The 26,181-nt window shown below is 71.2% G+C and carries 22 protein-coding genes and 1 pseudogene; 11 read left to right on the plus strand and 12 right to left on the minus strand.

The window, feature by feature from the left end; all coding sequences use genetic code 11:
- Together ABEB03_RS23920 and ABEB03_RS23925 are read left to right on the plus strand one after the other, a co-directional pair.
- A pseudogene (locus tag ABEB03_RS23920) lies at window positions 1-382 on the plus strand (glucose-6-phosphate isomerase); the annotation flags it as partial.
- A 96-nt stretch (window positions 383-478) separates the two neighbouring features.
- The gene (locus ABEB03_RS23925; protein ID WP_345653042.1) at window positions 479-1,468 is read left to right on the plus strand and encodes a hypothetical protein; all 990 of its coding nucleotides are present in this window, start codon (window positions 479-481) and stop codon (window positions 1,466-1,468) included.
- 6 nt (window positions 1,469-1,474) lie between these two features.
- On the opposite strand, the gene ABEB03_RS23930 is transcribed toward ABEB03_RS23925, so the two are convergent.
- The 3 genes from ABEB03_RS23930 to ABEB03_RS23940 are packed head-to-tail and all read right to left on the minus strand — an operon-like array spanning window position 1,475 to window position 5,052.
- Window positions 1,475-3,760, minus strand: a complete 2,286-nt coding sequence (locus ABEB03_RS23930) for an ABC transporter permease (RefSeq protein ID WP_345653044.1) — start codon at window positions 3,758-3,760, stop codon at window positions 1,475-1,477.
- A gap of 6 nt (window positions 3,761-3,766) precedes the next feature.
- Entirely contained in the window at window positions 3,767-4,549 is a 783-nt protein-coding gene (locus tag ABEB03_RS23935; RefSeq protein ID WP_345653046.1) for an ABC transporter ATP-binding protein, read from the minus strand.
- Complete coding sequence (locus ABEB03_RS23940) at window positions 4,546-5,052, minus strand: PadR family transcriptional regulator (RefSeq protein WP_028803429.1); 507 nt, start codon at window positions 5,050-5,052, stop codon at window positions 4,546-4,548. The genes ABEB03_RS23935 and ABEB03_RS23940 overlap by 4 nt, the downstream gene beginning before the upstream one ends.
- A 124-nt stretch (window positions 5,053-5,176) precedes the next feature.
- Between ABEB03_RS23940 and ABEB03_RS23945 the strand changes: the two genes are divergently transcribed.
- From ABEB03_RS23945 to ABEB03_RS23965, 5 genes are all read left to right on the plus strand, one after another.
- Entirely contained in the window at window positions 5,177-6,448 is a 1,272-nt protein-coding gene (locus ABEB03_RS23945; protein ID WP_345653049.1) for an ABC transporter substrate-binding protein, read from the plus strand.
- Window positions 6,449-6,578: 130 nt separating this feature from the next.
- The gene (locus ABEB03_RS23950) at window positions 6,579-8,252 is read left to right on the plus strand and encodes a glycoside hydrolase family 13 protein (protein ID WP_345653052.1); all 1,674 of its coding nucleotides are present in this window, start codon (window positions 6,579-6,581) and stop codon (window positions 8,250-8,252) included.
- Between the two features lie 55 nt (window positions 8,253-8,307).
- Window positions 8,308-9,630: an ABC transporter substrate-binding protein gene (locus ABEB03_RS23955; RefSeq protein WP_345653055.1), complete on the plus strand. Its 1,323-nt coding sequence runs from the start codon at window positions 8,308-8,310 to the stop codon at window positions 9,628-9,630.
- Window positions 9,631-9,635: 5 nt separating this feature from the next.
- Window positions 9,636-10,994 carry an ABC transporter permease subunit gene (locus ABEB03_RS23960; protein ID WP_345653057.1) on the plus strand — a complete coding sequence of 453 codons (1,359 nt, stop codon included), beginning with the start codon at window positions 9,636-9,638 and terminating at the stop codon, window positions 10,992-10,994.
- Window positions 10,991-11,830, plus strand: coding sequence for a carbohydrate ABC transporter permease (locus ABEB03_RS23965; RefSeq protein WP_095933532.1), 840 nt, complete (start codon window positions 10,991-10,993; stop codon window positions 11,828-11,830). Before ABEB03_RS23960 ends, ABEB03_RS23965 begins: the two co-directional genes overlap by 4 nt.
- 66 nt (window positions 11,831-11,896) lie before the next feature.
- Here the strand turns inward: ABEB03_RS23965 and pgl are convergent, their stop codons facing one another.
- From pgl to tkt, 5 genes are read right to left on the minus strand one after another with little or no spacing between them, the layout of a single operon-like run.
- Window positions 11,897-12,679, minus strand: coding sequence for a 6-phosphogluconolactonase (gene pgl, locus ABEB03_RS23970; RefSeq protein ID WP_028803423.1), 783 nt, complete (start codon window positions 12,677-12,679; stop codon window positions 11,897-11,899).
- On the minus strand, window positions 12,676-13,764 hold the full coding sequence (gene opcA, locus ABEB03_RS23975) for a glucose-6-phosphate dehydrogenase assembly protein OpcA (protein ID WP_345653062.1): 1,089 nt from the start codon (window positions 13,762-13,764) through the stop codon (window positions 12,676-12,678). Before opcA ends, pgl begins: the two co-directional genes overlap by 4 nt.
- Complete coding sequence (zwf, locus tag ABEB03_RS23980; RefSeq protein WP_345653065.1) at window positions 13,761-15,284, minus strand: glucose-6-phosphate dehydrogenase; 1,524 nt, start codon at window positions 15,282-15,284, stop codon at window positions 13,761-13,763. Before zwf ends, opcA begins: the two co-directional genes overlap by 4 nt.
- A 4-nt stretch (window positions 15,285-15,288) precedes the next feature.
- Entirely contained in the window at window positions 15,289-16,407 is a 1,119-nt protein-coding gene (gene tal, locus ABEB03_RS23985; RefSeq protein WP_345653068.1) for a transaldolase, read from the minus strand.
- 34 nt (window positions 16,408-16,441) lie between these two features.
- Window positions 16,442-18,529 carry a transketolase gene (gene tkt / locus ABEB03_RS23990; RefSeq protein WP_345653071.1) on the minus strand — a complete coding sequence of 696 codons (2,088 nt, stop codon included), beginning with the start codon at window positions 18,527-18,529 and terminating at the stop codon, window positions 16,442-16,444.
- A gap of 355 nt (window positions 18,530-18,884) precedes the next feature.
- On the opposite strand from tkt, the gene ABEB03_RS23995 reads away from it, so the two are divergent.
- The 4 genes from ABEB03_RS23995 to ABEB03_RS24010 all read left to right on the plus strand — a co-directional run bounded on the left by ABEB03_RS23995 (window position 18,885) and on the right by ABEB03_RS24010 (window position 22,343).
- The gene (locus ABEB03_RS23995) at window positions 18,885-19,871 is read left to right on the plus strand and encodes a heme o synthase (protein ID WP_345653300.1); all 987 of its coding nucleotides are present in this window, start codon (window positions 18,885-18,887) and stop codon (window positions 19,869-19,871) included.
- Window positions 19,872-19,966: 95 nt separating this feature from the next.
- A complete protein-coding gene (locus ABEB03_RS24000) occupies window positions 19,967-20,323 on the plus strand; it encodes a hypothetical protein (RefSeq protein ID WP_095933526.1) in 357 nt (118 codons plus the stop codon).
- A 99-nt stretch (window positions 20,324-20,422) separates the two neighbouring features.
- Window positions 20,423-21,529, plus strand: a complete 1,107-nt coding sequence (locus ABEB03_RS24005) for an amidohydrolase family protein (protein ID WP_345653075.1) — start codon at window positions 20,423-20,425, stop codon at window positions 21,527-21,529.
- Window positions 21,530-21,575: 46 nt separating this feature from the next.
- Entirely contained in the window at window positions 21,576-22,343 is a 768-nt protein-coding gene (locus tag ABEB03_RS24010) for a nucleotidyltransferase domain-containing protein (protein ID WP_345653077.1), read from the plus strand.
- Window positions 22,344-22,403: 60 nt separating this feature from the next.
- On the opposite strand, the gene ABEB03_RS24015 is transcribed toward ABEB03_RS24010, so the two are convergent.
- The 4 genes from ABEB03_RS24015 to ABEB03_RS24030 form a co-directional block, all read right to left on the minus strand.
- Complete coding sequence (locus ABEB03_RS24015; protein ID WP_345653079.1) at window positions 22,404-23,411, minus strand: COX15/CtaA family protein; 1,008 nt, start codon at window positions 23,409-23,411, stop codon at window positions 22,404-22,406.
- Between the two features lie 54 nt (window positions 23,412-23,465).
- Complete coding sequence (locus ABEB03_RS24020) at window positions 23,466-24,182, minus strand: ABC transporter permease (RefSeq protein ID WP_257004661.1); 717 nt, start codon at window positions 24,180-24,182, stop codon at window positions 23,466-23,468.
- Between the two features lie 142 nt (window positions 24,183-24,324).
- Window positions 24,325-25,248 carry an ABC transporter ATP-binding protein gene (locus tag ABEB03_RS24025; protein WP_345653083.1) on the minus strand — a complete coding sequence of 308 codons (924 nt, stop codon included), beginning with the start codon at window positions 25,246-25,248 and terminating at the stop codon, window positions 24,325-24,327.
- 11 nt (window positions 25,249-25,259) lie between these two features.
- Window positions 25,260-26,096 carry an AAC(3) family N-acetyltransferase gene (locus ABEB03_RS24030; protein ID WP_345653086.1) on the minus strand — a complete coding sequence of 279 codons (837 nt, stop codon included), beginning with the start codon at window positions 26,094-26,096 and terminating at the stop codon, window positions 25,260-25,262.
- Between the last annotated feature and the right edge of the window lie 85 nt (window positions 26,097-26,181).

Consider the following 26,181-nt stretch of genomic DNA (forward strand, 5'->3'; position numbering starts at 1 on the left):
CCCCGGCACCAACGGCCAGCACGCCTACTACCAGCTCATCCACCAGGGCACCAAGCTCATCCCCGCCGACTTCATCGGCTTCGCCGACCCGGTGGAGGACCTTCAGCCCGGTCTGGTCGCCCAGCACGACCTGTTGATGGCGAACTTCTTCGCGCAGACCCAGGCGCTCGCCTTCGGCAAGACGCCCGACGAGGTCCGCGCCGAGGGCGTGCCCGAGGAGTTGGTGCCGCACAAGACGTTCCGCGGCAACCACCCCACCACCACCATCCTCGCGCGGGAACTCACCCCCTCCGTCCTGGGCCAGTTGATCGCCCTCTACGAACACANGGACGCGTCGACGCAGGCTCTCGTCGCCAAGTACCGCGAGCTGCGCGGACGGTAGGGCACACCGGATCGCGGGAAGCGGGCGGCGGGAGTCCGTCCGCTTCCCGTAGAATCCCCGGGCGATCATGCAGGCGACGACTCGGGGGAGCAGAAGTTGGCCGGCACGCGTGCACGTTGGACGAGCGAGCGGCTGTCGGCCAGGTCGGTCCTCCAGCCCAAGCAGGTGGCGAAGGCGCTGTTCCACCCGGCGTGGATCCCGGAGTCCCTCGACCCGTCCGTGGACCGGCTCAAGCGCGTACGCGTCATCGCGGGAGCGATCGCCGCCTTCGGTGTGTACACCTTCGTGCAGGGCAGGTTCGACTTCACGGAAGTGCTGGAGAACATGCTCACGGCGTCCGCCGTGCTGCTGTTCATCACGCCTCTGACCGTGGGCGTGATGCTCTTCGTGTGGCGGCGCACGGGAACCGTGCGCCAGCTCAGGACCCCCTTGTTCAACTCGCTCAAGCTGCTGTTGTTCTTCATCGGCACGGTGGTCTTCACGGTCTTCCTGTGGCAGCTGTCCACCTCGCTCGGCATGGCCGCGCTGCTCGTGGTCGGCCTGTCGGCCATGTGGCTGACCGGCGTCGTGGCGTACGGCGCGGTGCAGGTGTCGGGGAACTTCTTCGGCTCCGCCGCCGTGCACCGCTGTCTGCCGCCGCTGCTGGCCACGGTGACGACCTGGCTGATGGCCATCCCCGACCTGGTCACCGGTGATCTGCACGGGCTCAGCCTCACGATGGGCATCGTCTTCATCCTGGGCGCGCCGGTGACGGTCACGGCCATCGCGGTGCTGGAGATGAGCCGGCTGCGCCGCCGGTACGGGATCCGGCTGGGCGCGCATCCCGCGACGCTGCCGACGCCGCGCCCCGCGCAGCCGCCCGCGTACCCACCGCCCGGCGGGTTCGCACCGCCGCCCGGCCGGCCGTACGCGCCGCATCCGCCTCACGGGTCCCCTTACGTGCCGTTCCCGCCTCAGGGACACCCGTACGTGCCGAACCCGCAGGGCAGCCCCTACACGCCGAACCCGCAGGGCAACCCCTACACGCCGGGGACGCCGCACAACCCGCACCCGTATCCCTACGGCCCTGGGGCGTCCGGGTCCTGACCGTGCTCAGGACACCGCGCTCAGCGTGTCCGCCAGCCGTCTGCGGGCGGCGCGGGCGGCGGGCAGGGCGGCGAGGGCCGCGGCGCCCAGGACGGCGGCCACGCCGAACAGCACCAGCAGGACGGGGGACGGTCCCCGCGCGATGCCGGCGCCGATACCGCTGGACCTGCCCTGGGCGTCGATCAGCCAGTGCGCGAGAGGCAGCCCCAGCGCCGTGCCGACGACGACGGCGGCCAGTGCGGTGCATCCGGTGGCCGTCACCGTGACCGCGGTGATCTGCCGCGGGGTCAGCCCGATCGCCTTCAGCGCCAGCAGATCCCGCTCGCCCTCGCGCACGGTCCCGCCGATGGCGGTGAGCAGTTCGATGAGACCGATCAGCGCCAGTACGGCGATCAGCCCCGCGACGACCGCACGCAGCGGCGACAGCCCGTCGGCCGGGTTCGTCACCGCGTGCACGTCGATGTGCCCGTGCCCGGACGCGGTCAGCGCGGCGGCGACACGGTGCTGGTCGGCGCCCTGACGCAGCTGGAGCAGATAGAGGCTCGGCCGCAGCTCCGGGTCGTTCTCGCGCAGCGAGTCCATCGAGGTGGAGATGACCCGTCCGCTGTTCTCCGGCTCGATGCTGCGCCCCACGATGTGCAGGATCTGCGGGCGGTCGCCCACCATCATCCGGATCCAGACACCGACCCGCACGTCCAGCAGATCCAGCAGCCCCTGGCCCGCCACGGCCTCGTCGGGGCCGCTCGGGAGGCGCCCCTCCGCGAGGGAGAACGGGTAGGGGTGCTCATGCGTGCCGAGCCCGCGCAGCGCGATCGTGCCCGTCTGGCCGGGGGCCAGTGCGGCCACCTCGACGCCCGGGTGGACGGCGGTGACCTGCGGATTGCGGGCCAGCAGGGCCCGGACACCGGGCTCGCTCAGACTGTCGTCGGCCCGCACGGTGAGACCGGCGGCGAGACCGATCTGCTCGGGATCGCTGTGGAAGCGGTCCATGGTCGTCCAGGCGCTCATGGCCACCACGATGAGCAGCAGTGGCAGCGCCAGCCGGGCGACGGTGGCCAGCGAGCGGAGCCGCCGGGTGAACGCCTTGTGCCAGCCCAGGACCAGGGCCGACGGCAGCCGCAGCCCGAGCGCCCCGCGTGCCAGTCCCGAGAGCCGCCCGCCGAGCGGTGCCGCGGCGCGCAGTCCCGGAACCGGAGGCACCCGGCCGGCCCGCCATGCCGCGAGCCCGGTCGTCGCGGCGATGAACAACACAGCGGCGACCGGCACCGCGAACAGCGCCGCCGTGTATCCCGGCAGTCCCTGCCACACGCCGACCGCGTCCCCGAGGCGTCCGGGGATCCGGCTGCCCAGGCCCTCGGTGAGCGCCGCCGCGAGCACGGCGCCCAGCAGGGCGAACGCCACGTGCTGGAGCAGGAAGATCCGCACCACCTGGCCGGGGGTGAACCCGATGGCCTTCAGGACCGATATGTCGCGGAGGTGGCCGCGCACCCGGGTGCCGATCGCGCCGTGCACGGCGAGACCGGCGGCGACCAGGGCACCCAGCCCGAACAGGCCGAGGACCTGGCCGAGCAGCCGGTTGTCGCCCTGCGCCTCGGCCCGCGCCTGCTGCCAGGCGGAGACCTCGGTGACCGCTCCGGTGCCGAGCAGGGTGACGGCGCGCTGGACGGCGTAGTCCGTGTCCTCGGGATCGGTCAGCCGCAGCCCTGTCACCTGGCCGCCGGTGGTGCGCGGCAGCGCCGAGGGGAGCGCCCAGACGAGACCCGGTCGTTCCCCGGGGCTGTAGCGGGGCTCGGCGCTGTCGGCGACGCCCCGGACGGTCAGGGTCCGCGACGTGCCGGGCAGGGTGAGGACGTCGCCGGGCTCCGCCCACAGCGCCCGGGCGAGGCTGCTCTCCAGCACCACGCCGTCCGGCGCGCCGACGTCGAGCCAGCGGCCCGCGGTGAGCAGCGGTCGGCCGACGGCGGGAGGCTCGACGGTGCCGCGCAGCTCCACGGAGGCGCGGGTGCCGCGCGACTCAAGGGTGGCGCCGGCCGTCGGATAGGGGCCCGCCACGGACGTGACGCCGTCCACCTCCGCGAGTCTGCGCGGGTCGGCGGAGGGACCGGTGTGGATCCACACGTGCGCGCCCTGCGACTGGGTGAAGACGCGCTGCCACGGGTTGGTCGCGTATCCGAAGAGGGCGGCGGCCAGCAGCAGGGAGGCGACGATGCCCGCGGTGGCGAGGACGATGAACAGCGCCTCGCCGCGATGTGTGCGCAGATCGGCGTGAGCCCAGCGCAGGGTGGCTCGCACGACGGCTCAGTCCTTCAGTTCCAGCACGCCGGATATGCCCGGCGCGCGCGAGGGAGCGCCGCCGAGCTCCGCGTCGTCGGCGATGCGGCCGTCGAAGAAACTGATCACCCGGTCCGCGGCGCTCGCGAGGCGGGCGTCATGGGTGACGAGCACGATGGTCTGGCCCCGCTGGTGGAAGCGGGAAAGCAGCCGGGTCACCTCGCGGGTGCCCTTGCTGTCGAGGCTGCCGGCCGGCTCGTCGGCGAGCAGCAGCGGCGGATGGTTGACCAGGGCGCGGGCGAGTGCCACGCGCTGCTGCTCGCCGCCGGACAGCTCGCCCGGCATGCTGCGTTCCTTGTCCTCGAGGCCCAGCTCGTCCAGCAGCAGCTCGCGTTCGGCGCGGGCCTGCCGGGGGGAGACCCCGGCGAGCAGGGCGGGCAGTTCCACGTTGTCGGCGACCGACAGGTTGGAGACGAGGTTGAAGAACTGGAAGACGATGCCGATGCGGCGTCGGCGCTCCACGGCCCAGCGGGCCTCGCCGTACCCGTCGGCGCACTCGCCGTCCAGCCAGATGCTGCCGGCGTCCGGGCGCTGGAGCCCGCCGAGCAGATGCAGCAGGGTCGACTTCCCGGCGCCGGACGGGCCGGTGACCGCCACGAACTCGCCCTTGCGCACGGCGAGGTCCACACCGCGCACGGCATGGGCGGGGGCGCCCTCGCCGTAGTGCGTCTTGACCAGGCCCTCGGCCCGCAGCAGCGGAACCGGGTCGCTCGTGGTGCGCGGCCCGGGAACGGGATCGGCGGCGTTCATTCCAGCTCCTCCTGGCAGCGCTCCAGCCAGTCGAGGTCGGCCTGCAGATGGAGCATGGCCCCCTCGATGAGCAACTGGGAGATGCGGTTGTCCCGGTTCTCGGCCGCGGCGAGCTTCGACAGATTGCGCATGGTGTTCAGGTACTGGCGCCGCTGCTTGTTGATCAGGGCGATCTGGTCGGCGAGACCGGTCTGCGGTGCGAGCGCGAGCTTCATGAAGAACTCGTCCCGGACGCGCGGCTCGTCCGCCGTCTCCTCGTACCAGGCGCGCAGCGCCTCACGCCCGGCGTCGGTGAGGTGATAGATCTTCTTGTTCGGCCGGCTCGACTGCTCGACTTCCTCGCCCTCGATCAGGCCCGACTTCTCCAGGCGGCCGAGAGTCACATAGACCTGGCCGACGTTCGGCTGAGGGTACGCGGAGCCCAGCAGTTGCTCAAGGTCCTGCTTGAGCTCATAGCCGTGCGCCGGGCCACGCGCCAGCAGGGCCAGGAGGGGCAGCCGCACTCGTGCTCTCCTCCTCGGATCCTTGTAATGTGCCGCAGGCCCTAGTATCGCCCATACCTAACAGGTATACATGGCCTCTGACTCCGGGCGAAGGTGCCCGGCGCCGGTGTACAGGGAGGAACCTATGCGGTGGATGCATGCCGCCGGTAGGGGCCTCCTGGTGATGGCTGTCGTCCTGACCGGTTACGTCGCCTCCGGGGCGCGGGCCGACGGAGGTCGCGGCCCGGGTCGCGGCCCGCTCACCCTGGCCACCGCGGGGGACCTCACCGGCTACCTGGGGCCGCTGCTCGACGGCTGGAACCGCACCCACCCCGGTGAGAAGGTCACCCTCGTCGAGCTGCCGGACTCCGCGGACGAGACCCACGCGCAGATGACCACCGACCTGCGCGGCGGCGACCGCAGCCGCTTCGACGTCCTCAACATCGACGTCAGCTGGACCTCCGAGTTCGCGGCGGCGGGCTGGATCCGGCCGCTGCCGCGCGACCGCTTCCCGCTGAAGACCTTCCTGGACCCGGTGACCGACACGGCCACCTACGACGGGCAGTTGTACGCCGTCCCGTACGTCACCAACGCCGGGCTGCTCCTGTACCGCAAGGACGTGCTGGCCAAGGAGGGAGTCCCGCCGCCGCGCACCTGGGCCGAACTGGAGCGGGACGCGAAAACCATCGCACCGAAGTACGGACTCGACGGCTACGCGGGCCAGTTCCTGCCCTACGAGGGCCTCACCGTCAACGCGGCCGAGGCGGTGTACTCGGCGGGCGGCACGATCCTCGGGGGCGAGGGCACCCGGGTCACGGTGAACTCCGACGCGGCCCGCGAGGGCATCGGCTTCCTCGCGCGCGGGGTGCGCGAGGGCTGGATCCCGCAGCGGGCGCTGACGTACAAGGAGGAGGAGTCCAAGCAGGCCTTCCAGGACGGCCGGCTGCTCTTCCTGCGGAACTGGCCCTACGCGTACGTCGCCGCCTCGGCCAAGGGCTCCGAGGTGGCCGGCAAGGTCGGCGCCGTACCGCTGCCCGGACCGGACGGTCCCGGCAGGAGTGTTCTCGGCGGGTCCAACCTGGCCGTCAACACCCATGCCCGGCATCCCGACTCGGCCGCACGGCTGATCGCGTACCTGACCGGTGAGCGCGTCCAGCGCCAGGTCCTGACCCGCGGCGCGCTGCCGCCCGTCCGCGCCTCGCTCTACGACGACCCCGAACTGATCCGGCGGTTCCCCTACCTGCCGACGCTGCGCGCCGCCGTGGAGACGGCCTCCCCGCGCCCCAAGAGCCCGCACTACGACCAGGTCAGCCTGGTGGTGCAGGCCGTCGTGCAGGACGCGCTGACCGGGCACCAGACCCCCGAGAGCGCGGTGCGCCGGCTGGCGCGGGAGCTGGCCGCCATCTCCCAGCGCTAGTTACTTGTTAAGTAACGCCAAGGTCTCAACCTGTCTCCGGATGCCCGAATAAGTCCGCATATCCAGGGCCAACTTCTCAGTAGCTTGCGCCTCTTCGTTGACACCCTCGCGACACGCCTACTTAACATGCATGCATAACCGTAGGCACGCACAGACAGGTCAACGGGTGACGCTCAACACGCACCGCTGGTGGCGCGACGCAGTGATCTACCAGGTGTACGTCCGGAGCTTCCTGGACAGCACCGGGGACGGCATAGGCGATCTCGCCGGGGTCCGGGCCGGACTTCCCTACCTGAAGAAGCTCGGGGTCGACGGCATCTGGCTGAGCCCCTTCTACCCCTCGCCGCAGCACGACCACGGCTACGACGTCGCCGACTACTGCGACGTGGACCCGCTGTTCGGCGACCTCGCCGAGTTCGACCTGCTGATGACGGACGCCCGGCGGCTCGGCGTCAAGGTCCTCCTCGACATCGTCCCCAACCACTGCTCCAGCGAACACCCGTGGTTCCGGCAGGCGCTGGACGCGGCGCCCGGCAGCCGGGCGCGCGCCCGCTTCCACTTCGCCGAGGGCCGCGGACCGGACGGGGCCGAACCGCCCAACAACTGGCACGCCATGTTCGGCGGTCCCGCCTGGACCCGGACCACCGAGCGGGACGGCACCCCGGGCCAGTGGTACCTGCACATGTTCACGCCCGAACAGCCCGACCTGAACTGGCGCAACCCCGAGGTCGGCGCCCACTTCGAGCACGTCCTGCGGTTCTGGCTCGACCGGGGTGTCGACGGGTTCCGCATCGACGTCGCCGCCGGTCTCTTCAAGCACCCCGATCTGCCCGACTCGCCCGACCCCGAGGCCGACGCCCGTACCCGCGACTCGGTCAACCCGCTCGCCTGGAACCAGCCCGAGGTGCACGACGTATGGCGCCACTGGCGGTCGGTGTGCGAGGAGTACACCGCCCGCGACGGCCACGAGCGGCTGCTGGTCGGCGAGGTCTCCGTGCCGACGGCCCGTGAGCACGCCGAGTACGTGCGCCACGACGAGCTGCACCAGGCCTTCTTCTTCGACCTGCTCAGCGCCCCCTGGAACGCCGACGCCTTCCGCAAGGTCGTCTCCGAGGCCATGCAGGACATCGCCGGCACCGGTTCCACGGTCACCTGGGTGCTCAACAACCACGACCAGGTCCGCACGGTCACCCGCTACGGCGAACCCACCACCGAGGGGAGCGGCCTGGGCGCCGCCCGGGCCCGCGCCGCCGCGCTGCTGATGCTGGCCCTGCCCGGAGCCGCGTACATCTACCAGGGCGAGGAACTCGGGCTCCCCGAGGTCGTCGACCTGCCGGACGACGTGCTCACCGACCCGATCTACCGCCGCACCGGGAGCCGCGCCCGCATCCGCGACGGCTGCCGTGTGCCCCTGCCCTGGTCGGGCGCCGCCTCGCCCTTCGGCTTCACCTCCGGTGTCGAGGGCGCCAAGCCCTGGCTGCCGCAGCCCGCCTACTTCGCCGAGTACGCCACCGACCGCGCCCTCGCCGACACCCGCTCCTTCTGGCACCTCTATCGCGACGGTCTCCAACTGCGCGCCGGACTGCCCCAGTTGGGCGAGGGCACGCTGCGCTGGCTGGAGACACCGCCCGGCGTCCTCGGCTTCGTCCGCGGCGACGGCCTCGTCTGCGCCGTCAACTTCGGTACGGCGCCCACCTCCGCGCCGGTCTCCGGCACCCCCCTGTTGTCCAGCGGTCCCTGCGCGCCCGGCGTCCTGCCCGGTTCGACGGCCGCCTGGTGGATCAGCGACTGCACCAACCCCTGAGTCGCCTGCTCTTTGCACGCACGTCAATCCTCCTGCCCTCGAAGGGACATCAACGATGATGCGACGACGTACGACCCTGCTCGCGAGCTGCACCACCCTCGCCCTGGCCCTCGGCGCGACCGCGTGCGGCGGCGGCCCCGTCTCCGCCGGCGGCGGCAAGTCGCTGAGCGGACAGACGATCTCCGTGGCCGGTGTCTGGTCCGGCAGCGAACAGAAGAACTTCCAGAAGGTCCTCGACGCCTTCAGCGAGAAGACCGGCGCCAAGACCCAGTTCACCTCCACCGGCGACAACGTCTCCACCGTCGTCGGCAGCAAGATCGAGGGCGGCAACGCCCCGGACGTGGTCATGGTCCCGCAGGTCGGTGTGCTCCAGCAGTTCGCGAAGAAGGGCTGGCTCAGGCCGCTGTCCCAGAAGACCGAGCAGGCCGTGGACGCCAACTACGCGAGCGTGTGGAAGAACTACGGCAGCGTCGACGGCACTCTGTACGGGCTGTACTTCAAGGCCGCGCACAAGTCGACCGTCTGGTACAGCCCCGACGCCCTCGACCAGGCCGGCGTCAAGCCGCCGACGACGTACGACGCGATGCTGAAGGCCGGGCACACCGTCTCCGAGTCGGGCCTCGCGGCCTTCTCCGTCGCCGGACAGGACGGCTGGACCCTCACCGACTGGTTCGAGAACATCTACCTCTCGCAGGCCGGACCCGAGAAGTACGACGCGCTGGCCGCGCACAAGATCAAGTGGACCGATCCGACCGTCGTCGAGGCGCTCACCACCCTCGGCAAGCTGTTCAAGGACAAGCAGCTCATAGCCGGGGGCCAGAAGGAGGCGCTGAACACCGACTTCCCCGGCTCCGTGGAGAAGGTCTTCGGACCCAAGCCCGCGGCGGGCATGGTGTACGAGGGCGACTTCGTGGCCGGCGTCGCGAAGGACCAGTTCGGCAAGAAGATCGGCGAGGACGCCGACTTCTTCCCCTTCCCCGCGGTCGGCGGCGGCAAGGCGCCCGTGGTCAGCGGTGGCGACGCGGCCGTCGTGCTCAAGGACGGCAAGAACCAGAAGGCAGCCCAGAAGTTCCTGGAGTACCTGGCGACCCCCGAGGCGTCCGCCGTCTGGGCCGAGGCGGGCGGCTTCCTCTCCCCGAACAAGAAGCTCGACCTCGCCTCCTACGGCGACGACGTCACCCGTGAGACCGCCAAGTCGCTGGTCACCGCGGGGGATTCGGTCCGCTTCGACATGTCCGACCAGGCCCCCGCCGCGTTCGGCGGCACCAAGGGCACGGGTGAGTGGAAGATCCTCCAGGACTTCCTGCGCGACCCGTCCGACCCCAAGGGCACCGCGGCCGCTCTGGAGAGCGCGGCGGCCAAGGCGTACCAGGGCTGATCGACGTGACCGCCACGCTCCTGAAAGAGGCGAGCCCCCCGCCCGTCGGCATGGCCGACCGCAGGCGCCGGGCCCGCCGTCGCGGCCGGATCATCGCGATCGCGTTCGTCTTCCCGGCGCTGCTCATGCTCGGCGCCCTGGTCGTCTACCCGGTGCTGTTCTCCGTGGGGCGCAGCTTCTTCGACGCCTCGGGCACCCGGTTCGTGGGTGGCCACAACTACAGCGCGATGTTCCACGACCCCGCCACGATCAAGGCCATCCGCAACACCACCATCTGGGTGGTCGTGGCGCCGGCGCTGCTGACGGCCCTCGGCCTGATCCTCGCCGTGCTGGTCGAGAAGGTCCGCTGGGCCACGGCCTTCAAGCTGCTGCTCTTCATGCCGATGGCGGTCTCCTTCCTCGCCGCGGGCATCATCTTCCGGCTCGCCTACGACGAGGACCCCGACAAGGGCGTCCTGAACGCGGCCGTCGTCTCGGTGCACGACGCCTTCAAGGGCACCTCGTCGTACCCGACCGCCCGTGCCCGCGACGGCCAGGGCCTGACCAAGGGGGCCGACGGCTCCTACCGCACGACCGCCGCAGCGTCGCCCGGTCACGCGGTCGACCTCGGACTGGTCGGGGTCCTCGCCGACGACCTGCCCGGGGACGCACGGCCCGCCTATCCGGCGGCCGCGCGGAAGGCCGCTCCGGACGAACTGCGCGGCGTCGTCTACCTGGACTTCACGCGCGGCGGGGGAGGGGAGCAGGGCAAGGTCGACCGGCAGGAGAGCGGACTGCCCGGCATCGAGGTCGAGGCCGTGCGCGACGGGAGGACGGTCGCGAGCGCCACCACGGCGGCCGACGGCTCCTTCCGCTTCGGCGGCCTGGACTCCGGCTCGTACGCCCTGCGGCTGCCGGCGTCGAACTTCGCCCCGCCGTACGACGGGATCTCCTGGCTGGGTCCCGCGCTCGTCACCCCCGCCATCATCGGCGCCTACCTGTGGATCTGGACCGGATTCGCCATGGTGCTGATCGGCGCGGGCCTCGCCTCGCTGCCGCGCGACGCGCTGGAGGCGGCGCGGATGGACGGCGCGAACGAGTGGCAGGTCTTCCGCCGGATCACCGTGCCGCTCCTCGGGCCCGTCCTCACCGTGGTCTTCGTGACCCTCGTGATCAATGTGATGAAGGTCTTCGACCTCGTCTACATCATCGCGCCGGGCCCGGTGCAGGAGGACGCCACCGTGCTCGCGACCCAGATGTGGCTGGTGTCCTTCGGCGGGGGCAACGACCAGGGGCTGGGCAGCGCGCTCGGCGTGCTGCTCCTGCTCCTCGTCATCCCCGCCATGGTCTTCAACGTCCGCCGCTTCCGAGGGAGTCAACGATGAACGCGCTCAGGCGAGGGCTCGGCAACAGCCTGGTGCAGGCGTTCCTCGTGGTGGTGGGGCTGATCTGGCTCACCCCGCTCGCCGGGCTGTTCCTGTCCTCGCTGCGATCCGCCCAGGACACCGCGAAGGGCGGCTGGTGGACCGCACTGGCCGAACCGGGCCGGCTGTCCTTCGACAACTACTCGGCGCTGCTCGGCAACGCGGGCATGACGCAGGCCTTCTGGAACACGGTACTGATCTCGGTCCCGGCCACGTTCCTCGTCGTCGTCATCGCCGCACTCGCCGGATACGCCTTCGCCTGGCTGGAGTTCCCCGGCCGCGAGCCGCTCTTCCTGCTCGTGGTGGCCCTGCTGGTGGTGCCGGTGCAGATCGGTCTGCTGCCGGTGGCCAAACTCTTCGGCCAGCTGGGGCTGTTCGGCACGATCCCCGGAGTCGTCCTCTTCCACGTCTCCTACGGGCTGCCGTTCGCCATCTTCCTGCTGCGGAACTACTTCGCCGAGATGCCGCGGGAGATGCTGGAGGCGGCTCGCATGGACGGCGGCACCGAGTGGCGCATCTTCACGCGGCTCGTCCTGCCGGTCGGCCGCCCGGCGATCGCCAGCCTGGCGATCTTCCAGTTCCTGTGGGTGTGGAACGACATGCTCGTCGCGCTGCTCTTCGCCGACAGCTCCTCGCAGCCACTGACTGTGGAACTCCAGTCCCAGATAAGGCAGTTCGGCAGCAACATCGATGTGCTCGCGCCCGGCGCGTTCCTGTCGCTGGTGGTGCCGGTGGTCGTGTTCTTCGCCTTCCAGCGGCACTTCGTGCAGGGGGTGATGGCCGGGTCGGTCAAGTGACCCGGTCGCGGGTCACTCGACCGACGGGGGCGGCGGAGGGGTTCGAACCCCTCCGCCGCCCCCGTGTCACGCCGAAGCCGGCGGGTACAGCGAGCGCGGCAGCTGCGAGGCGGCCGCCGCGTCCAGGAGCCACAGCGTGCGGGAGCGGCCGTGAGCCCCGGCGGCCGGGGCCTGGATCTCACCCGCTCCCGAGAGCGCGATGGCAGCGGCCTGCGCCTTGTCCTCGCCGGCGGCCAGCAGCCACACCTCGCGCGCGGACCTGATCGCGGGCAGGGTCAGCGAGATCCGGGTCGGTGGCGGCTTGGGCGCGCCGTGCACGCCGACCACCGTCCGCTCCGTCTCCCGCACCGCGGGCAGCTCAGGGAAGAGCGAGGCCACATGGGTGTCGGGCCCGACGCCCAGCATGAGGACGTCGAACGTCGGCACCGCACCGTGGTTCTCCGGCCCCGCCGCCTTGGCGAGCTCGGCGGCGTACGCCTCCGCCGCCGCGTCCGCGTCGGCGCCGTACGGGCCGTCCGACGTGGGCATCGGGTGCACCCGGGCCGGGTCCAGCGGCACCGAGTCGAGGAGCGCCGCACGGGCCTGGGTGTCGTTGCGGTCCGGGTCGCCCTCGGGCAGGAACCGCTCGTCGCCCCACCACAGGTCGATGCGGCCCCAGTCGACGGCGTCCCGGGCGGGCGCGGCGGCGAGCGCCGCGAGCAGCCCGTTGCCGTTGCGGCCGCCCGTGAGCACCACCGACGCGTAGCCGCGGGAGGCCTGCGCGTCCACCACCTTCGTGATCAGCCGGGCCGCGGCGGCCTGGGCCATCAGCTCCTTGTCGCGGTGCACGACGAGCTGGGGAGTACTCACTCGGCTGCCGCCTTCTTCGCCGGGGCCTTCTTGGCGGTGGCCTTCTTCGCCGCGGCCGAGCCGGGCTTCCTGGCCGGAGCCTTGGCCGCCGGCGCCTTGGCGGCGGGCGCCTTCGTGGTGGTCCCGGCCGCGGCAGGGACTCCCTCGTCGGCCGCGCCGTCCACGTTCAGCCGGTCCACCCCGTAGCGGAGCGCCGCGGCGTACGTGTCGTCCGGGTCGAGACGGCGCAGCTCCTCCGCGATCAGCTCGGAGGTGTCGCGGCGCTTGAGCGCCACCGCTCGGTCGGGCTGCCCGTGGATGGACAGGGTCGCCAGGGTGCCGTCGGCGCGGTCCAGGACGATCGGGCCGCAACTCGTGCCCAGCCGGACGCCGGTGAGGCCGGGACCGGAGGACAGGGAGCGCGTGACGGGCACGTCGAGGCGGTTGGCCAGCCACATGGCGAGCAGCTCGCAGCTCGGGTTGAACTCCTCGCCCTCCACCTCCACGGCCTCCACCTCGCAGGTGACCTGGTCCAGGGCCGCGGCCAGCATCGAGCGCCAGGGCGTGATGCGGGTCCACGACAGGTCCGTGTCGCCGGGGGTGTACGCGTCGGCGCGGGCGCTCAGCTCCCGTACCGGCGACTCGGCCGCGTAGGTGTCCGTCACCCGGCGCTGGCCGAGCGCGCCCAACGGGTCCTTGGCCGGGTCCAGCGGCGCGTTGACCGGCCACCACACGACGACCGGCGCGTCCGGCAGCAGCAGCGGCAGGACCACGGAGTCGGCGTGGTCGGCGACCTCGCCGTACAGGCGCAGCACCACCGTCTCACCGGTCCCCGCCTCCGCCCCGAGCCGCACCTCGGCGTCGAGCCGTGACTTGGTGCGGTCGCGGGGGGAGCGCGAGACCCGCTTGATGACGACCAGGGTGCGCGAGGGGTGCTCGCGCGAGGCGTCGTTCGCGGCCTTCAGAGCGTCGTAGGCGTTCTCCTCGTCGGTGACGATGACGAGGGTGAGCACCATGCCGACGGCCGGCGTGCCGATGGCACGGCGACCCTGCACCAGCGCCTTGTTGATCTTGCTGGCCGTGGTGTCCGTGAGGTCCGTCTTCATGGCCGGCGCCAGCTCCGTCCGTCTCGTGCGAGCATCTCGTCGGCCTCGGACGGACCCCAGGTGCCCGACGGGTACTGCGCGGGCTTGCCGTGCCGGTCCCAGTACTCCTCGATCGGGTCGAGGATCTTCCAGGACAGCTCGACCTCCTCGGTGCGCGGGAAGAGGTTCGAGTCGCCGAGCAGCACGTCCAGGATCAGACGCTCGTAGGCCTCCGGGCTGGACTCCGTGAACGACTCGCCGTAGGCGAAGTCCATGGACACGTCCCGGATCTCCATCGAGGTGCCGGGGACCTTCGAGCCGAAGCGGACCGTGACGCCCTCGTCCGGCTGCACGCGGATGACGATCGCGTTCTGCCCGAGTTCCTCGGTGGCCGTGGTGTCGAAGGGCGAGTGCGGGGCGCGCTGGAAGACGACCGCGATCTCGGTGACGCGACGGCCCAGACGCTTGCCGGTGCGCAGGTAGAAGGGGACGCCCGCCCAGCGGCGGTTGTCCACGCCCAGCTTGACCGCCGCGTACGTGTCGGTCTTCGACTTGGCGTCGATGCCGTCTTCCTGGAGGTAGCCGATGACCTTCTCGCCACCCTGCCAGCCGCCCGCGTACTGCCCGCGCACGGTGTGCTTCCCCAGGTCCTTGGGCAGCCGCACCGCGCCGAGGACCTTGGTCTTCTCCGCGGCCAGCGCGTCGGCGTCGAAGGAGGCGGGTTCCTCCATGGCGGTCAGCGCCATCAGCTGGAGCAGATGGTTCTGGATGACGTCCCGGGCCGCGCCGATGCCGTCGTAGTAGCCGGCCCGGCCGCCGATGCCGATGTCCTCGGCCATCGTGATCTGCACGTGGTCGACGAAGGACCGGTTCCAGATCGGCTCGAACATCGTGTTGGCGAACCGCAGCGCCAGGATGTTCTGGACCGTCTCCTTGCCCAGGTAGTGGTCGATACGGAAGACCTGGTCCGGGGCGAAGACCTCGTGGACGACCTTGTTGAGCTCCTCGGCCGACTTGAGGTCGTGGCCGAAGGGCTTCTCGATGACCGCGCGTCGCCAGGAACCGTTCTCCTGGTCGGCGAGCCGGTGCTTCTTCAGCTGCTGGATCACCACGGGGAACGACTTCGGCGGCACCGACAGGTAGAAGGCGAAGTTGCCGCCCGTGCCCTGTGCCTTGTCGAGCTCCTCGATCGTGGAGCGCAGCCGTTCGAAGGCGTCGTCGTCGTCGAAGGTGCCCTGCACGAAGCGCATGCCCTGGACCAGCTGCTGCCAGACCTCCTCGCGGAAGGGCGTGCGGGCGTGCTCCTTGACGGCGTCGTGGACCTCCTGGGCGAAGTCCTCGTGGGCCCACTCGCGGCGTGCGAAGCCGACGAGCGAGAAGCCCGGCGGCAGCAGACCCCGGTTGGCGAGGTCGTACACCGCGGGCATCAGCTTTTTGCGTGACAAATCGCCCGTGACGCCGAAGATGACCAGGCCCGACGGCCCCGCGATACGCGGGAGCCGTCGGTCTGCGGGGTCACGCAGCGGATTGCTGCTCGACAAGGTTTCAGCCCTCCGACGGGGCGAGGCGCTCAAGCTCCGCCTCGGTCGACTTGAGCAGGTCGTTCCAGGACGCCTCGAACTTCTCGACGCCCTCGTCCTCCAGGAGCTGGACCACGTCGTCGTACGAGATCCCGAGCTTCTCGACCGCGTCGAGTTCGGCGCGGGCCTGCTCGTACGTGCCGGCGATCGCGTTGCCCCTGATCTGCCCGTGGTCCTCGGTGGCCAGCAAAGTGGCCTCCGGCATGGTGTTCACCGTGTTCGGCGCCACCAGCTCGTCCACGTACAGGGTGTCCTTGTACGCCTTGTCCTTGACGCCGGTGGAGGCCCACAGCGGACGCTGCTTGTTGGCCTGCGCCTTGTCCAGGGCAGCCCAGCGGTCGGAGGAGAAGACCTCCTCGTACGCCTGGTAGGCGAGCCGCGCGTTGGCGACGCCGGCCTTGCCGCGCGCGGCCTTGGCCTCGTCGGTGCCCAGCGCGTCGATGCGCTTGTCGATCTCGGTGTCCACGCGGGACACGAAGAAGGACGCCACGGAGTGGATCTTCGACAGGTCCAGACCCCGCTCGCGGGCCTTCTCCAGGCCGGCGATGTAGGCGTCCATCACCTCGCGGTAGCGCTCCAGCGAGAAGATCAGCGTGACGTTGACGCTGATGCCCCGGCCGATCGTCTCGGTGATCGCCGGGAGGCCCGCCTTGGTGGCCGGGATCTTGATCAGGGTGTTGGGACGGTCCACCAGCCAGGCCAGCTGCTTGGCCTCGGCGACGGTCGCCTTCGTGTTGTGCGCCAGACGCGGGTCGACCTCGATCGACACCCGGCCGTCCTGGCCGCCCGTCGCGTCGAAGACCGGGCGCAGGATGTCGGCGGCGTCGCGGACGTCCGCCGTCGTGATCATGCGGATCGCTTCTTCGACGGTCACCTTGCGGGCGGCGAGGTCCGCGAGCTGCTGCTCGTAACCGTCGCCGCTGCTGATCGCCTTCTGGAAGATCGACGGGTTGGTGGTGACGCCCACGACGTGCTGCTGGTCGATCAGTTCGGCGAGATTGCCGGACGTGATCCGCTTGCGCGACAGGTCGTCCAGCCAGATCGCGACGCCTTCCTCGGAGAGGCGCTTGAGTGCGTCTGTCATGGAAATTGCATCTCCTACGTGTCGTATTTCAGCGTCAGCGCTGGACTGCGGCGATCGATTCCCGTGCTGCGGAGGCGACGTTCTCGGCAGTGAAACCGTATTCGCGGAAGAGCACCTTGCCGTCGGCCGAAGCACCGAAGTGCTCCAGCGAAACAATGCGGCCGGCGTCCCCGACGAACCGGTGCCACGTCAGACCGATACCCGCCTCGATCGCGACCCGCGCCTTCACCGACGGCGGCAGGACGCTGTCCCGGTACCCCTGGTCCTGCTCGTCGAACCACTCCACCGACGGCATGGACACGACCCGCGTCGGCACGCCCGCGGCCTGGAGCTGCTCGCGCGCCTCCACCGCGACGTGCACCTCGGAACCGGTGGCGATCAGGATGACCTCGGGCGTGCCGCCCTCGGCCTCGAACAGCACGTAACCGCCCTTGGCGGCACCCTCGTTCGGCTCGTACGTCGGCACGCCCTGGCGGGTCAGCACCAGGCCGTGCGGGGCGCCCTTGCCGAACACCTTCGTGTAGCGCTTGAGGATCTCGCGCCACGCGATCGCGGTCTCGTTCGCGTCCGCGGGACGGACGACGTTCAGACCCGGGATGGCGCGCAGCGAGGCGATGTGCTCGACCGGCTGGTGGGTCGGGCCGTCCTCGCCCAGACCGATCGAGTCGTGCGTCCACACGTACGTGACCGGCAGGTGCATCAGCGCGGAAAGGCGCACCGAGTTGCGCATGTAGTCGGAGAAGGTGAGGAACGTACCGCCGTACACACGGGTATTGCCGTGCAGCGTGATTCCGTTCATCTCCGCGGCCATCGAATGCTCACGAATACCGAAGTGGATCGTGCGGCCGTACGGGTTCGCCTCCGGCAGCGGATTGTCCGCCGGCAGGAACGACGACGTCTTGTCGATGGTCGTGTTGTTCGAGCCGGCGAGGTCGGCGGAGCCGCCCCACAGCTCGGGGATGACGGCGCCGAGCGCCTGGAGGACCTTGCCGGACGCGGCACGCGTGGCCAGACCCTTGCCCGCCTCGAAGACCGGGAGCTTCTCCTCCCAGCCCGCCGGCAGCTCGGCCGCGGAGATGCGGTCGAACTCGGCCGCGCGCTCCGGGCTGGCGGTACGCCAGGCGGCGAAGCCCTTCTCCCACTCGGCCTTGGCCTCACGGCCCCGGTCGAGCGCCCCGCGCGTGTGGGCGAGGACCTCCTCGGAGACGTCGAACGACTTCTCCGGGTCGAAGCCCAGGACGCGCTTGGTGGCCGCGACCTCGTCGGCGCCGAGCGCCGAGCCGTGCGCCGCCTCGGTGTTCTGCGCGTTCGGGGCGGGCCAGGCGATGATCGAGCGCATCGCGATGAACGACGGCCTGTCGGTGACCTTCTTCGCGGCCTCGATGGCGTTGTAGATCGCGTGCGGGTCCAGGTCGCCGTCCGGCTTCGGGGCCACGCGCTGCACGTGCCAGCCGTACGCCTCGTACCGCTTGACCGTGTCCTCGGAGACCGCGGTCTCCGTGTCGCCCTCGATCGAGATGTGGTTGTCGTCCCACAGCAGGATCAGGTTGCCGAGCTCCTGGTGGCCGGCCATCGAGGACGCCTCGGCGGAGATGCCCTCCTGAAGGCAGCCGTCACCGGCGATGCAGTAGATGAAGTGGTCGAAGGGCGACTCGCCCTGCGCGGCGTCAGGGTCGAACAGGCCGCGCTCGTAGCGGGAGGCCATCGCCATGCCCACGGCGTTGGCGACACCCTGGCCGAGCGGACCGGTCGTCGTCTCGACGCCCTTCGTGTGCCCGTACTCCGGGTGGCCGGGGGTCTTGGAGCCCCAGGTGCGGAAGGACTCCAGGTCCTCCAGCTCGAGGCCGAAGCCGGCCAGGTACAGCTGCGTGTAGAGCGTCAGGGACGAGTGGCCCGCGGACAGCACGAACCGGTCTCGCCCGACCCACTCGGGGTCCGCGGGGTCGTGTCGCATCACCTTCTGGAAGAGGGTGTACGCGGCCGGAGCCAGGCTCATCGCCGTACCGGGATGGCCGTTGCCGACCTTCTGTACGGCATCGGCGGCCAGGACGCGGGCGGTGTCCACGGCCCGCTGGTCCAGCTCGGTCCAGTCCAGGTCTGTGGTGGTCGGCTTGGTGCTCACCCTGGGTCAGGGCTCCTCTCCACATGTCACGCATGTCGAATACCGGTGCACTGGGCGCCCACCGGCGTTGTCGAGCCTACCCCCGTAAGTACGTGCGTTTTTTCGAGTCATTCCAGACTGCCGGGACTCTTCGGGATCCGCCTCCCGACTGGTCCGATCCGTGTCAGGCAACTGAATACGGAGCCGCTCGTCCGAGTGCTCAATCGAGTGCCGCTCGGCTCTTCCAGCGGCGCCGCCCAACACGACCCCACCCCCGCGAATGTCGGGGTCTGGGCAACGTCTACAGTGGCGTGGTACGCGCGAGCCTTTACCGGGACTTCACACGGGGAGGCTTGCTGGGATGTCTCTGTCAGGGGTGTGCGTGACGGCCGTCGAATCCCGTCCAGCGGGTGTGGGCACCTCCCGCGCCCTCAAGGCCGTGGGGGAGCTCGAGTCGAGCAGCAGCCGAGGCCGGCGGCCGTTCGGGGCCCGCGTGAAAGCGTTCGTGGCGCTGACCAAGCCGCGCATCATCGAACTGCTGCTGATCACCACCGTTCCGGTGATGTTCTTGGCCCAGCAGGGTGTGCCCGACCTGAAGCTGGTGCTCCTCACCTGCCTCGGCGGCTATCTCTCCGCGGGCGGCGCCAACGCGCTGAACATGTACATCGACCGTGACATCGACGCCCTGATGGAGCGCACCTCGCAGCGCCCGCTGGTCACCGGCATGGTCAGCCCCCGCGAGTGCCTGGCCTTCGGCATCACGCTGGCGGTCGTCTCGACGCTCCTGTTCGGCCTGACCGTCAACTGGCTGTCGGCATGGCTGTCGCTCGGCGCGCTCCTCTTCTACGTCGTCGTCTACACGATGATCCTCAAGCGCCGTACGTCGCAGAACATCGTGTGGGGCGGCATCGCGGGCTGTCTGCCGGTGCTCATCGGCTGGTCGTCCGTCACGAACTCCATGTCGTGGGCGCCGGTCATCCTCTTCCTCGTCATGTTCTTCTGGACGCCGCCGCACTACTGGCCGCTGTCCATGAAGGTCAAGGAGGACTACGCGCGCGTGGGCGTGCCGATGCTGCCGGTCGTCGCCAGCAACAAGGTGGTCGCCCGCCAGATCGTCATCTACAGCTGGGTGATGGTCGTGGTCTCCCTGCTCCTGACCCCGCTCGGCTACACCGGCTGGTTCTACACCGCGGTGGCCCTCGCCGCCGGCGGTTTCTGGCTCTGGGAGGCGCACGGTCTGCAGAACCGTGCCAAGGCCGAGGTGACGGGCGCGAAGCTCAAGGAGATGCGCCTGTTCCACTGGTCCATCACCTACGTCTCGATCCTCTTCGTCGCCGTCGCGGTCGACCCCTTCCTGCGCTGATTCCCCACTGACGACACACCATGGGTGGGGTGCGTGGCCAAGGCCACGCACCCCACCCGTCGCTGTTTGATCTACCCGTCGGTAGCATCCTGGCCATGGCAGACACGCAGCAGGTTGACGAGAGCACCGGCGCCGCCCAGGACGCCAAGGCCGAGCGCAAGGCGGCCAAGCTCGCCCAGCGGATCTCCGCGTTCTCCAAGGAGCACGGCGGGGCCGAGGGACAGGTCGCGTACATCGGGCAGAAGGGCGCCCGGATCGTCCTCGTCGGCGAGGACGGCAACTGGGGCGACCTCGTGGCACCCACCTACGCCATCGCCGAGCAGGCCGTGCAGAAGGCCGGGATCACCGTCCACGAGGAGTTCGACGGGGAGTTCGCCGCCAAGGTGAGGACCGGCCGGTACGAGTGGACGCGGATGGCGGGCATCCAGGTCGGCGGACCGAGTAACGGCTGACAACCGTCGACCGTTCGTACGGGGTGTGCGAGAGCAACACCTGACACCCGGTTCACCCGTTAGGACCTGAGAAGACACGGTCCAGTCGCGGGAGTCCGGATGATCGAAACGCCGTCCCTCGTGGACCAGTACTGCCACGGCGTACTGCGGACGGAGCTGGGCCTCGGCACGTTCGAGGCCCACCTTGCCCGGACCGAGGGGCCGCCGGCCCCCGGCACCACCTTCTTCGACACCCAGACGGGCTTCGCCGTACGCCGCTGGTGTCCACCGCTACTGGGCCTGGAACCGCACTGCCCGCCGGCCCGCTATCTCGCGCGGCGGCGCGAGCTCGGCGTGCTGGAGTCGGGCCGCAGACTGCTGCGCGGCAGCGGCATCACGACCTATCTCGTGGACACCGGACTGCCCGGCGACCTCACCGGGCCCGGCGAGATGGCCTCCGCGGGCGCCGCCCGGGCGCACGAGATCGTCCGGCTCGAGCTGCTCGCCGAGCAGGTCGCCGACACCTCCGGCACCGTCGAGTCCTTTCTCGCCAATCTCGCCGAGTCCGTCCACGGCGCCGCCGGGAACGCGGTGGCCTTCACCTCCGTGGCCGGAGTGCGGCACGGTCTGTCGCTCGCGCCGGAACCGCCCGGCCCCGGGGAGGTGCGGGGCGCCGCGGGACGCTGGCTGGCCGGCCGCCGCGTGGGCGGGACGCTCAGCGATCCGGTGCTGCTGCGCCATCTGCTGTGGATCGCGGTCGCCTCGGGCCTGCCCCTGCAACTCCACGCCGGCCTCGGCGAACCGGGCCTGCGCATCGACCGTACGGACCCGGTCCTGCTCACGGACTTCGTGCGCGCCACGGCCGGCCTGGGCACCGATCTCGTCCTGCTGCACGGCTACCCGTACCACCGGCACGCGGCCCATCTCGCGGGTGTCTTCCCGCACGTGTACGCGGACCTCGGCGCCGCCCTGGTCCGTACCGGGGCGCGGGCGGCGGCCGTCCTGTCCGAGATCCTGGAGCTGGCGCCCTTCGGCAAGCTCCTGTTCTCCAGCGGCGCGCACGGTCTGCCCGAGCTGCACGTGGTGGGCGCCCGGTTGTTCCGTGACGCGCTGGCGCGGGTGCTCGGCACCTGGGTCGCCGAGGGCGCGTGGTCCCTGGCAGACGCGCAGCGGGTGGCCGGCCTGATCGCCGCGGGCAACGCGCAGCGGGTCTACGGGGTCGAATAGCGCCACGCCCTTTCACCGGTCGGTGCGGGCACTCCAGACTGTGCGGATGACCGACGACGCCACCACCACCCGGTTACTGGACCGCTTCCGCACGGATCTGCGCCCCTTCGCCCCGGTCGCCCTCTGGGCGCACGGCTCGCTGGCCGGGGGCGACTACCAGGAAGGGCACAGCGACCTCGACCTGATCGCGGTCCTGGAAGGGCCCGTCACGCTGCGCACGCTGCGCGGACTGACCCGGCTGCACCGGCGTCTGCGCACCGCCGAACCGCTCGCCGTGAAGCTGCACTGCAGCTATCTGACCCCCGGCAGCACGGCCGGCGCGGGACTGTCGCACGTCACCTGGGCGCACAACGGGCTGATGAGGCGGCCGGTCACCCCGGTCACGCGCCGCGAACTCCAGGCGTTCGGTCTCGTCCTGCACGGTGAGCCGCCCGAAAAACTGCTGCCGCCCGTGCCGGACGCGGAGCTGCGTTCCTTCGTCGTGCGCGACCAGAAGGAGTTCTGGCGGCCCGCGCTCGACAAGGCCAGGCGGTGGGAGCAGGACGTGTGGGTCGACCTCGGCATGGTCACCTTCGCGCGGGCGACGGTCACGCTGCAGGACGGGCGTCTGATCTCCAAGCGCGAGGCCCTGGAGCTGCTGCCGGACCTCGGCGCGCCCGGCGTCGTCGTCGACGACATCCGGCGGCGGCGCTACGGCGACCCGGCGCCGCAGGCCGACGGGTGGGCGGCACGGCGGGCCGGCCTGACACGGAGTTTTCTGGGCCCGGCGATCGACGGTCTGGTGGCCGCGCACGAGCCCGTCACGGGCGGCTGACGGCCCACGCCCGTCGACGAGAGGCCGCGGCCCACGCGCGCGTGGGCCGCGGCGCGGGGCTCACGCGCGGGTGAGTGCCGACTCCGCCGAGGGGCCGGGCAGGTCGCAGGCGACGTCCGGGCGTTCCCGCAGCGAGAGCAGGACGCGCAGCACCGCGATCCAGACCAGGCAGGACCCGAGCATGTGGAGGCCCACCAACGCCTCGGGCAGGTCCGTGAAGTACTGGACATAGCCGATGACGCCCTGGGCGAGCAGGACGAGGAAGAGGTCGCGGGTCCGGTGCAGCGGGCCCTTGGGGGCGTCGACCGCCTTGAGCACGAACCACAGGGCGAAGGTGAGCGTCACCACGATCCAGGCCAGCACGGCGTGCAGCTTGGCCACGTTCTCCCAGCCGACGTGCATGCGGTCGACCTCGCTCGAGTCGCCGGCGTGCGGGCCCGCACCGGTGACGACCGTGCCGATCGCGATCAGCAGGACCGCGGCGGCGACCAGGAACCACACGAGCTGCTGCACCGACTTGCCGACGAGCGGACGCGCCTCGGCGTCGCCCTCGCGGGTGCGCTGCCACATGAGGGCCGCGACGGTGATGAGCGCGGTGGAGAGCAGGAAGTGGGCGGCGACCGTGTACGGGTTGAGGCCGACCAGGACGACGATGCCGCCGAGGATCGCGTTGCTCATGACGATCCAGAACTGCGCCCAGCCGAGCCGGGTGAGGCTGCGCCGCCACGGCTTCTGCGAGCGGGCGGCGATGATCGCCCAGCCGACGGCCGCGCACAGCACGTACGTCAGCATGCGGTTGCCGAACTCGATGGCGCCGTGGAAGCCCATCGCGCTCGTGGCGGTGAGCGAGTCGTCGGTGCACTTCGGCCAGGTCGGGCAGCCGAGGCCGGAGCCGGTGAGCCGTACGGCGCCACCGGTGACCACGATGACGACCGCCATCACGAGCGCGGCGAGGGCCGCGCGCCGAACGGTCCGGGACGTCGGGGTCCAACGTCCGGCGATGAAGGCGAGGGGGTTGCGCACCGCGCTGATCGCGTCGGCTCGGGTCACGTTTGGCACGCACACCATCGTAGGGGGCCGCTTGTGCACGTCTTCACGAGGGCCCCGCACCCGGGCATATCGCTACTCCCAGCGGAAGAACCGGCCCGCCGCGGCGAGGCCCACGACGGCCCAGCCGGCGAGGATGCCGAGGTCGCCCCACGGCATGCCCGCCCCGTGCTGGAGCACGTCGCGCAGCCCGTCGGAGAGCGCGGAGATCGGCAGCAGGCCGAGGACGTCCTGGGCGCCGGACGGGAACTTGTCGAGCGGCACGACGACCCCGCCGCCGACCAGCAGGAGCAGGAAGACGAGGTTGGCGGCGGCCAGTGTCGCCTCCGCCTTCAGGGTGCCCGCCATGAGGAGGCCGAGCCCGGAGAAGGCGGCCGTGCCCAGCACGAGCAGGAGCAGCACGGCGAGGGGGTTGCCGTGCGGCGACCAGCCCAGCGCGAAGGCGATCACCGTGAGCAGCACGACCTGGAGGACCTCGGTGACCAGGACCGACACGGTCTTCGCGGCCATCAGGCCCCAGCGGGGGAGCGGGGAGGAGGCGAGCCGCTTGAGGACGCCGTAGCGCCGCTCGAAGCCGGTGGCGATGGCCTGCCCGGTGAACGCGGTGGACATCACGGCGAGCGCAAGGATGCCCGGCGCGAGGAAGTCGACCGCCTCGCCCTTGCCGGTGTCGACGACGTCGACCGAGCTGAACAGCACCAGCAGGAGCGTCGGGATGACGACCGTCAGCAGGAGCTGCTCGCCGTTGCGGAGCAGCATCTTCGTCTCCAGCGCCGCCTGCGTGCCGATCATGCGGGGCAGGGGTGCGGCGCCGGGCTTGGGCGTGTAGGTGCCGGCGGTGGTCACGAACGCAGCTCCTTGCCGGTCAGTTCGAGACGGTGTCCTCCCGGGGGGCGACCCCCGGACCCCCGGCCGACGTAGAGGCGAACCCGGGTCATGCGCGCAGCTCCTTGCCGGTCAGTTCGAGGAAGACGTCTTCGAGGGTGTGGCGCTCGACGGAGATCTTCTCCGGCAGCACTCCGTGCTGGGCGCACCACGAGGTCACGGTCGCCAGCAGCTGGGGGTCCACCTTGCCGGTGACCCGGTAGGCGCCGGGTGTCAGCTCGGCGGCCGTGCAGTCCGCGGGCAGGGCCTTCAGCAGGGAGGCCACGTCGAGTCCGGGGCGGCCGGTGAACCGCAGGGTGTTCTCGGCGCCGCCCCGGCACAGCTCGTCGGGGGTGCCGTGGGCGATGACCCTGCCGGTGTCGATGATCGCGACGTCGTCGGCGAGCTGCTCCGCCTCGTCCATGTGGTGGGTGGTGAGGATGACGGAGACGCCGTCGTCGCGCAGGTCGCGGACCAGGTCCCAGGTCGCGTGGCGGGCCTGGGGGTCGAGGCCGGCGGTCGGCTCGTCGAGGAAGACGAGCTCGGGGCGGCCGACCACGGCCATGGCGAGGGCGAGCCGCTGCTGCTGGCCGCCGGACAGGCGCCGGTAGCTGGTACGGCCGCAGCTGCCGAGGCCGAGCCGCTCGATGAGGGTGTCCACGTCGAGGGGGTGGGCGTGCAGCCGGGCCACGTGGCGGAGCATCTCGTCGGCACGGGCGCCGGAGTAGACGCCGCCGGACTGGAGCATGACGCCGATGCGGGGGCGCAGCGCGGCGGCCTCCCGGACCGGGTCGAGGCCGAGGACGCGCACGGTGCCCGAGTCGGGTCTGCGGTAGCCCTCGCAGGTCTCGACGGTGGTGGTCTTGCCGGCGCCGTTGGGGCCGAGTACGGCGGTGATGCCCGCCTCGGCCACCAGGTCGAGGCCGTCCACCGCGGTCTTCGTGCCGTACCGCTTCACCAGGGCCTGGACCTGGACGACGGGCTCGCTTCGCATGAGGCGCAATTCTAAGGACGTCGTCGGGGTGCCGGGGCGCCGGGGGCCGTATCGACCGCGAGCTCGCGCGGGCGGTGCAGCGCCAGCCAGCGCTCCGCGTACGCCACGGCGTCGGCGACCGGGAAGAGCCGGGCGTCGGCGGCGCCCACGGTGCCCCGGACGACGGGGCGGTCCCGTTCGTAGTCGGAGCCGAGCGCGTCGAACCCGTCCGAGGTGATCGACACCTCACGGACGGTCCGCCAGCCCTGCGGGGACGGCCGCCCCACGTCGACGACGGGCGACGCGATGCGGTACTCGGCCAGATGGAAGCTGGTGCAGGTGTCGTAGCCGGCACCCAGCAGCAGGACGCGGGCGCCGTCGGCCTCCAGGCGGGCCAGCGGGCTCCGCTCGCCGAGCCGGCAGTCGGGCGCGTGGCCGTCGAGGATCGCCGCGGCGCGTGGACCGAGCGCCGCGAACGAGGTCTCCGGGTGCGCGCTGCGCAGGGCGCCCGGCCAGTTGCGCACGGTCTCCGGGATCACACCGACACCACGGGTGGGGGTCACCCGCGGGTCGTACACGGGCATGGTGGCGCGGATGGTCGCCCACCACTCCTCGGGTACGGGCGGATTGCCCCACAGCGCCGGATCGGACAGGTCGCCGGACTGCGTGGGGACCACCAGGGTGCCGTCGGGACCGAGCGTGTCGAGCAGTGCCTGGACGGCGGCGACCGGGCCTCCGTTCACCCAGCCGAGGGCGCTGAGCGAGGAGTGCACGAGAAGTGTCTCCCCGGGCCGCACCCCGAGCGCGCGAAGGCCCGCGGCGAGGGTGTCCCGAGTGACGAGTGGGCCGGTCGGAGGGGGTGTGGGCATGGTTCGGGAGTCTCCCGGACGGTCTGTCCCCGCGCCACCGAATTGATCGATCAAAGATCGTTTCCGCAGGTCACCTTAGGTATAC

Origin of the sequence: Streptomyces siamensis (assembly GCF_039543605.1) — a bacterium.
Lineage (GTDB): Bacteria > Actinomycetota > Actinomycetes > Streptomycetales > Streptomycetaceae > Streptomyces > Streptomyces siamensis.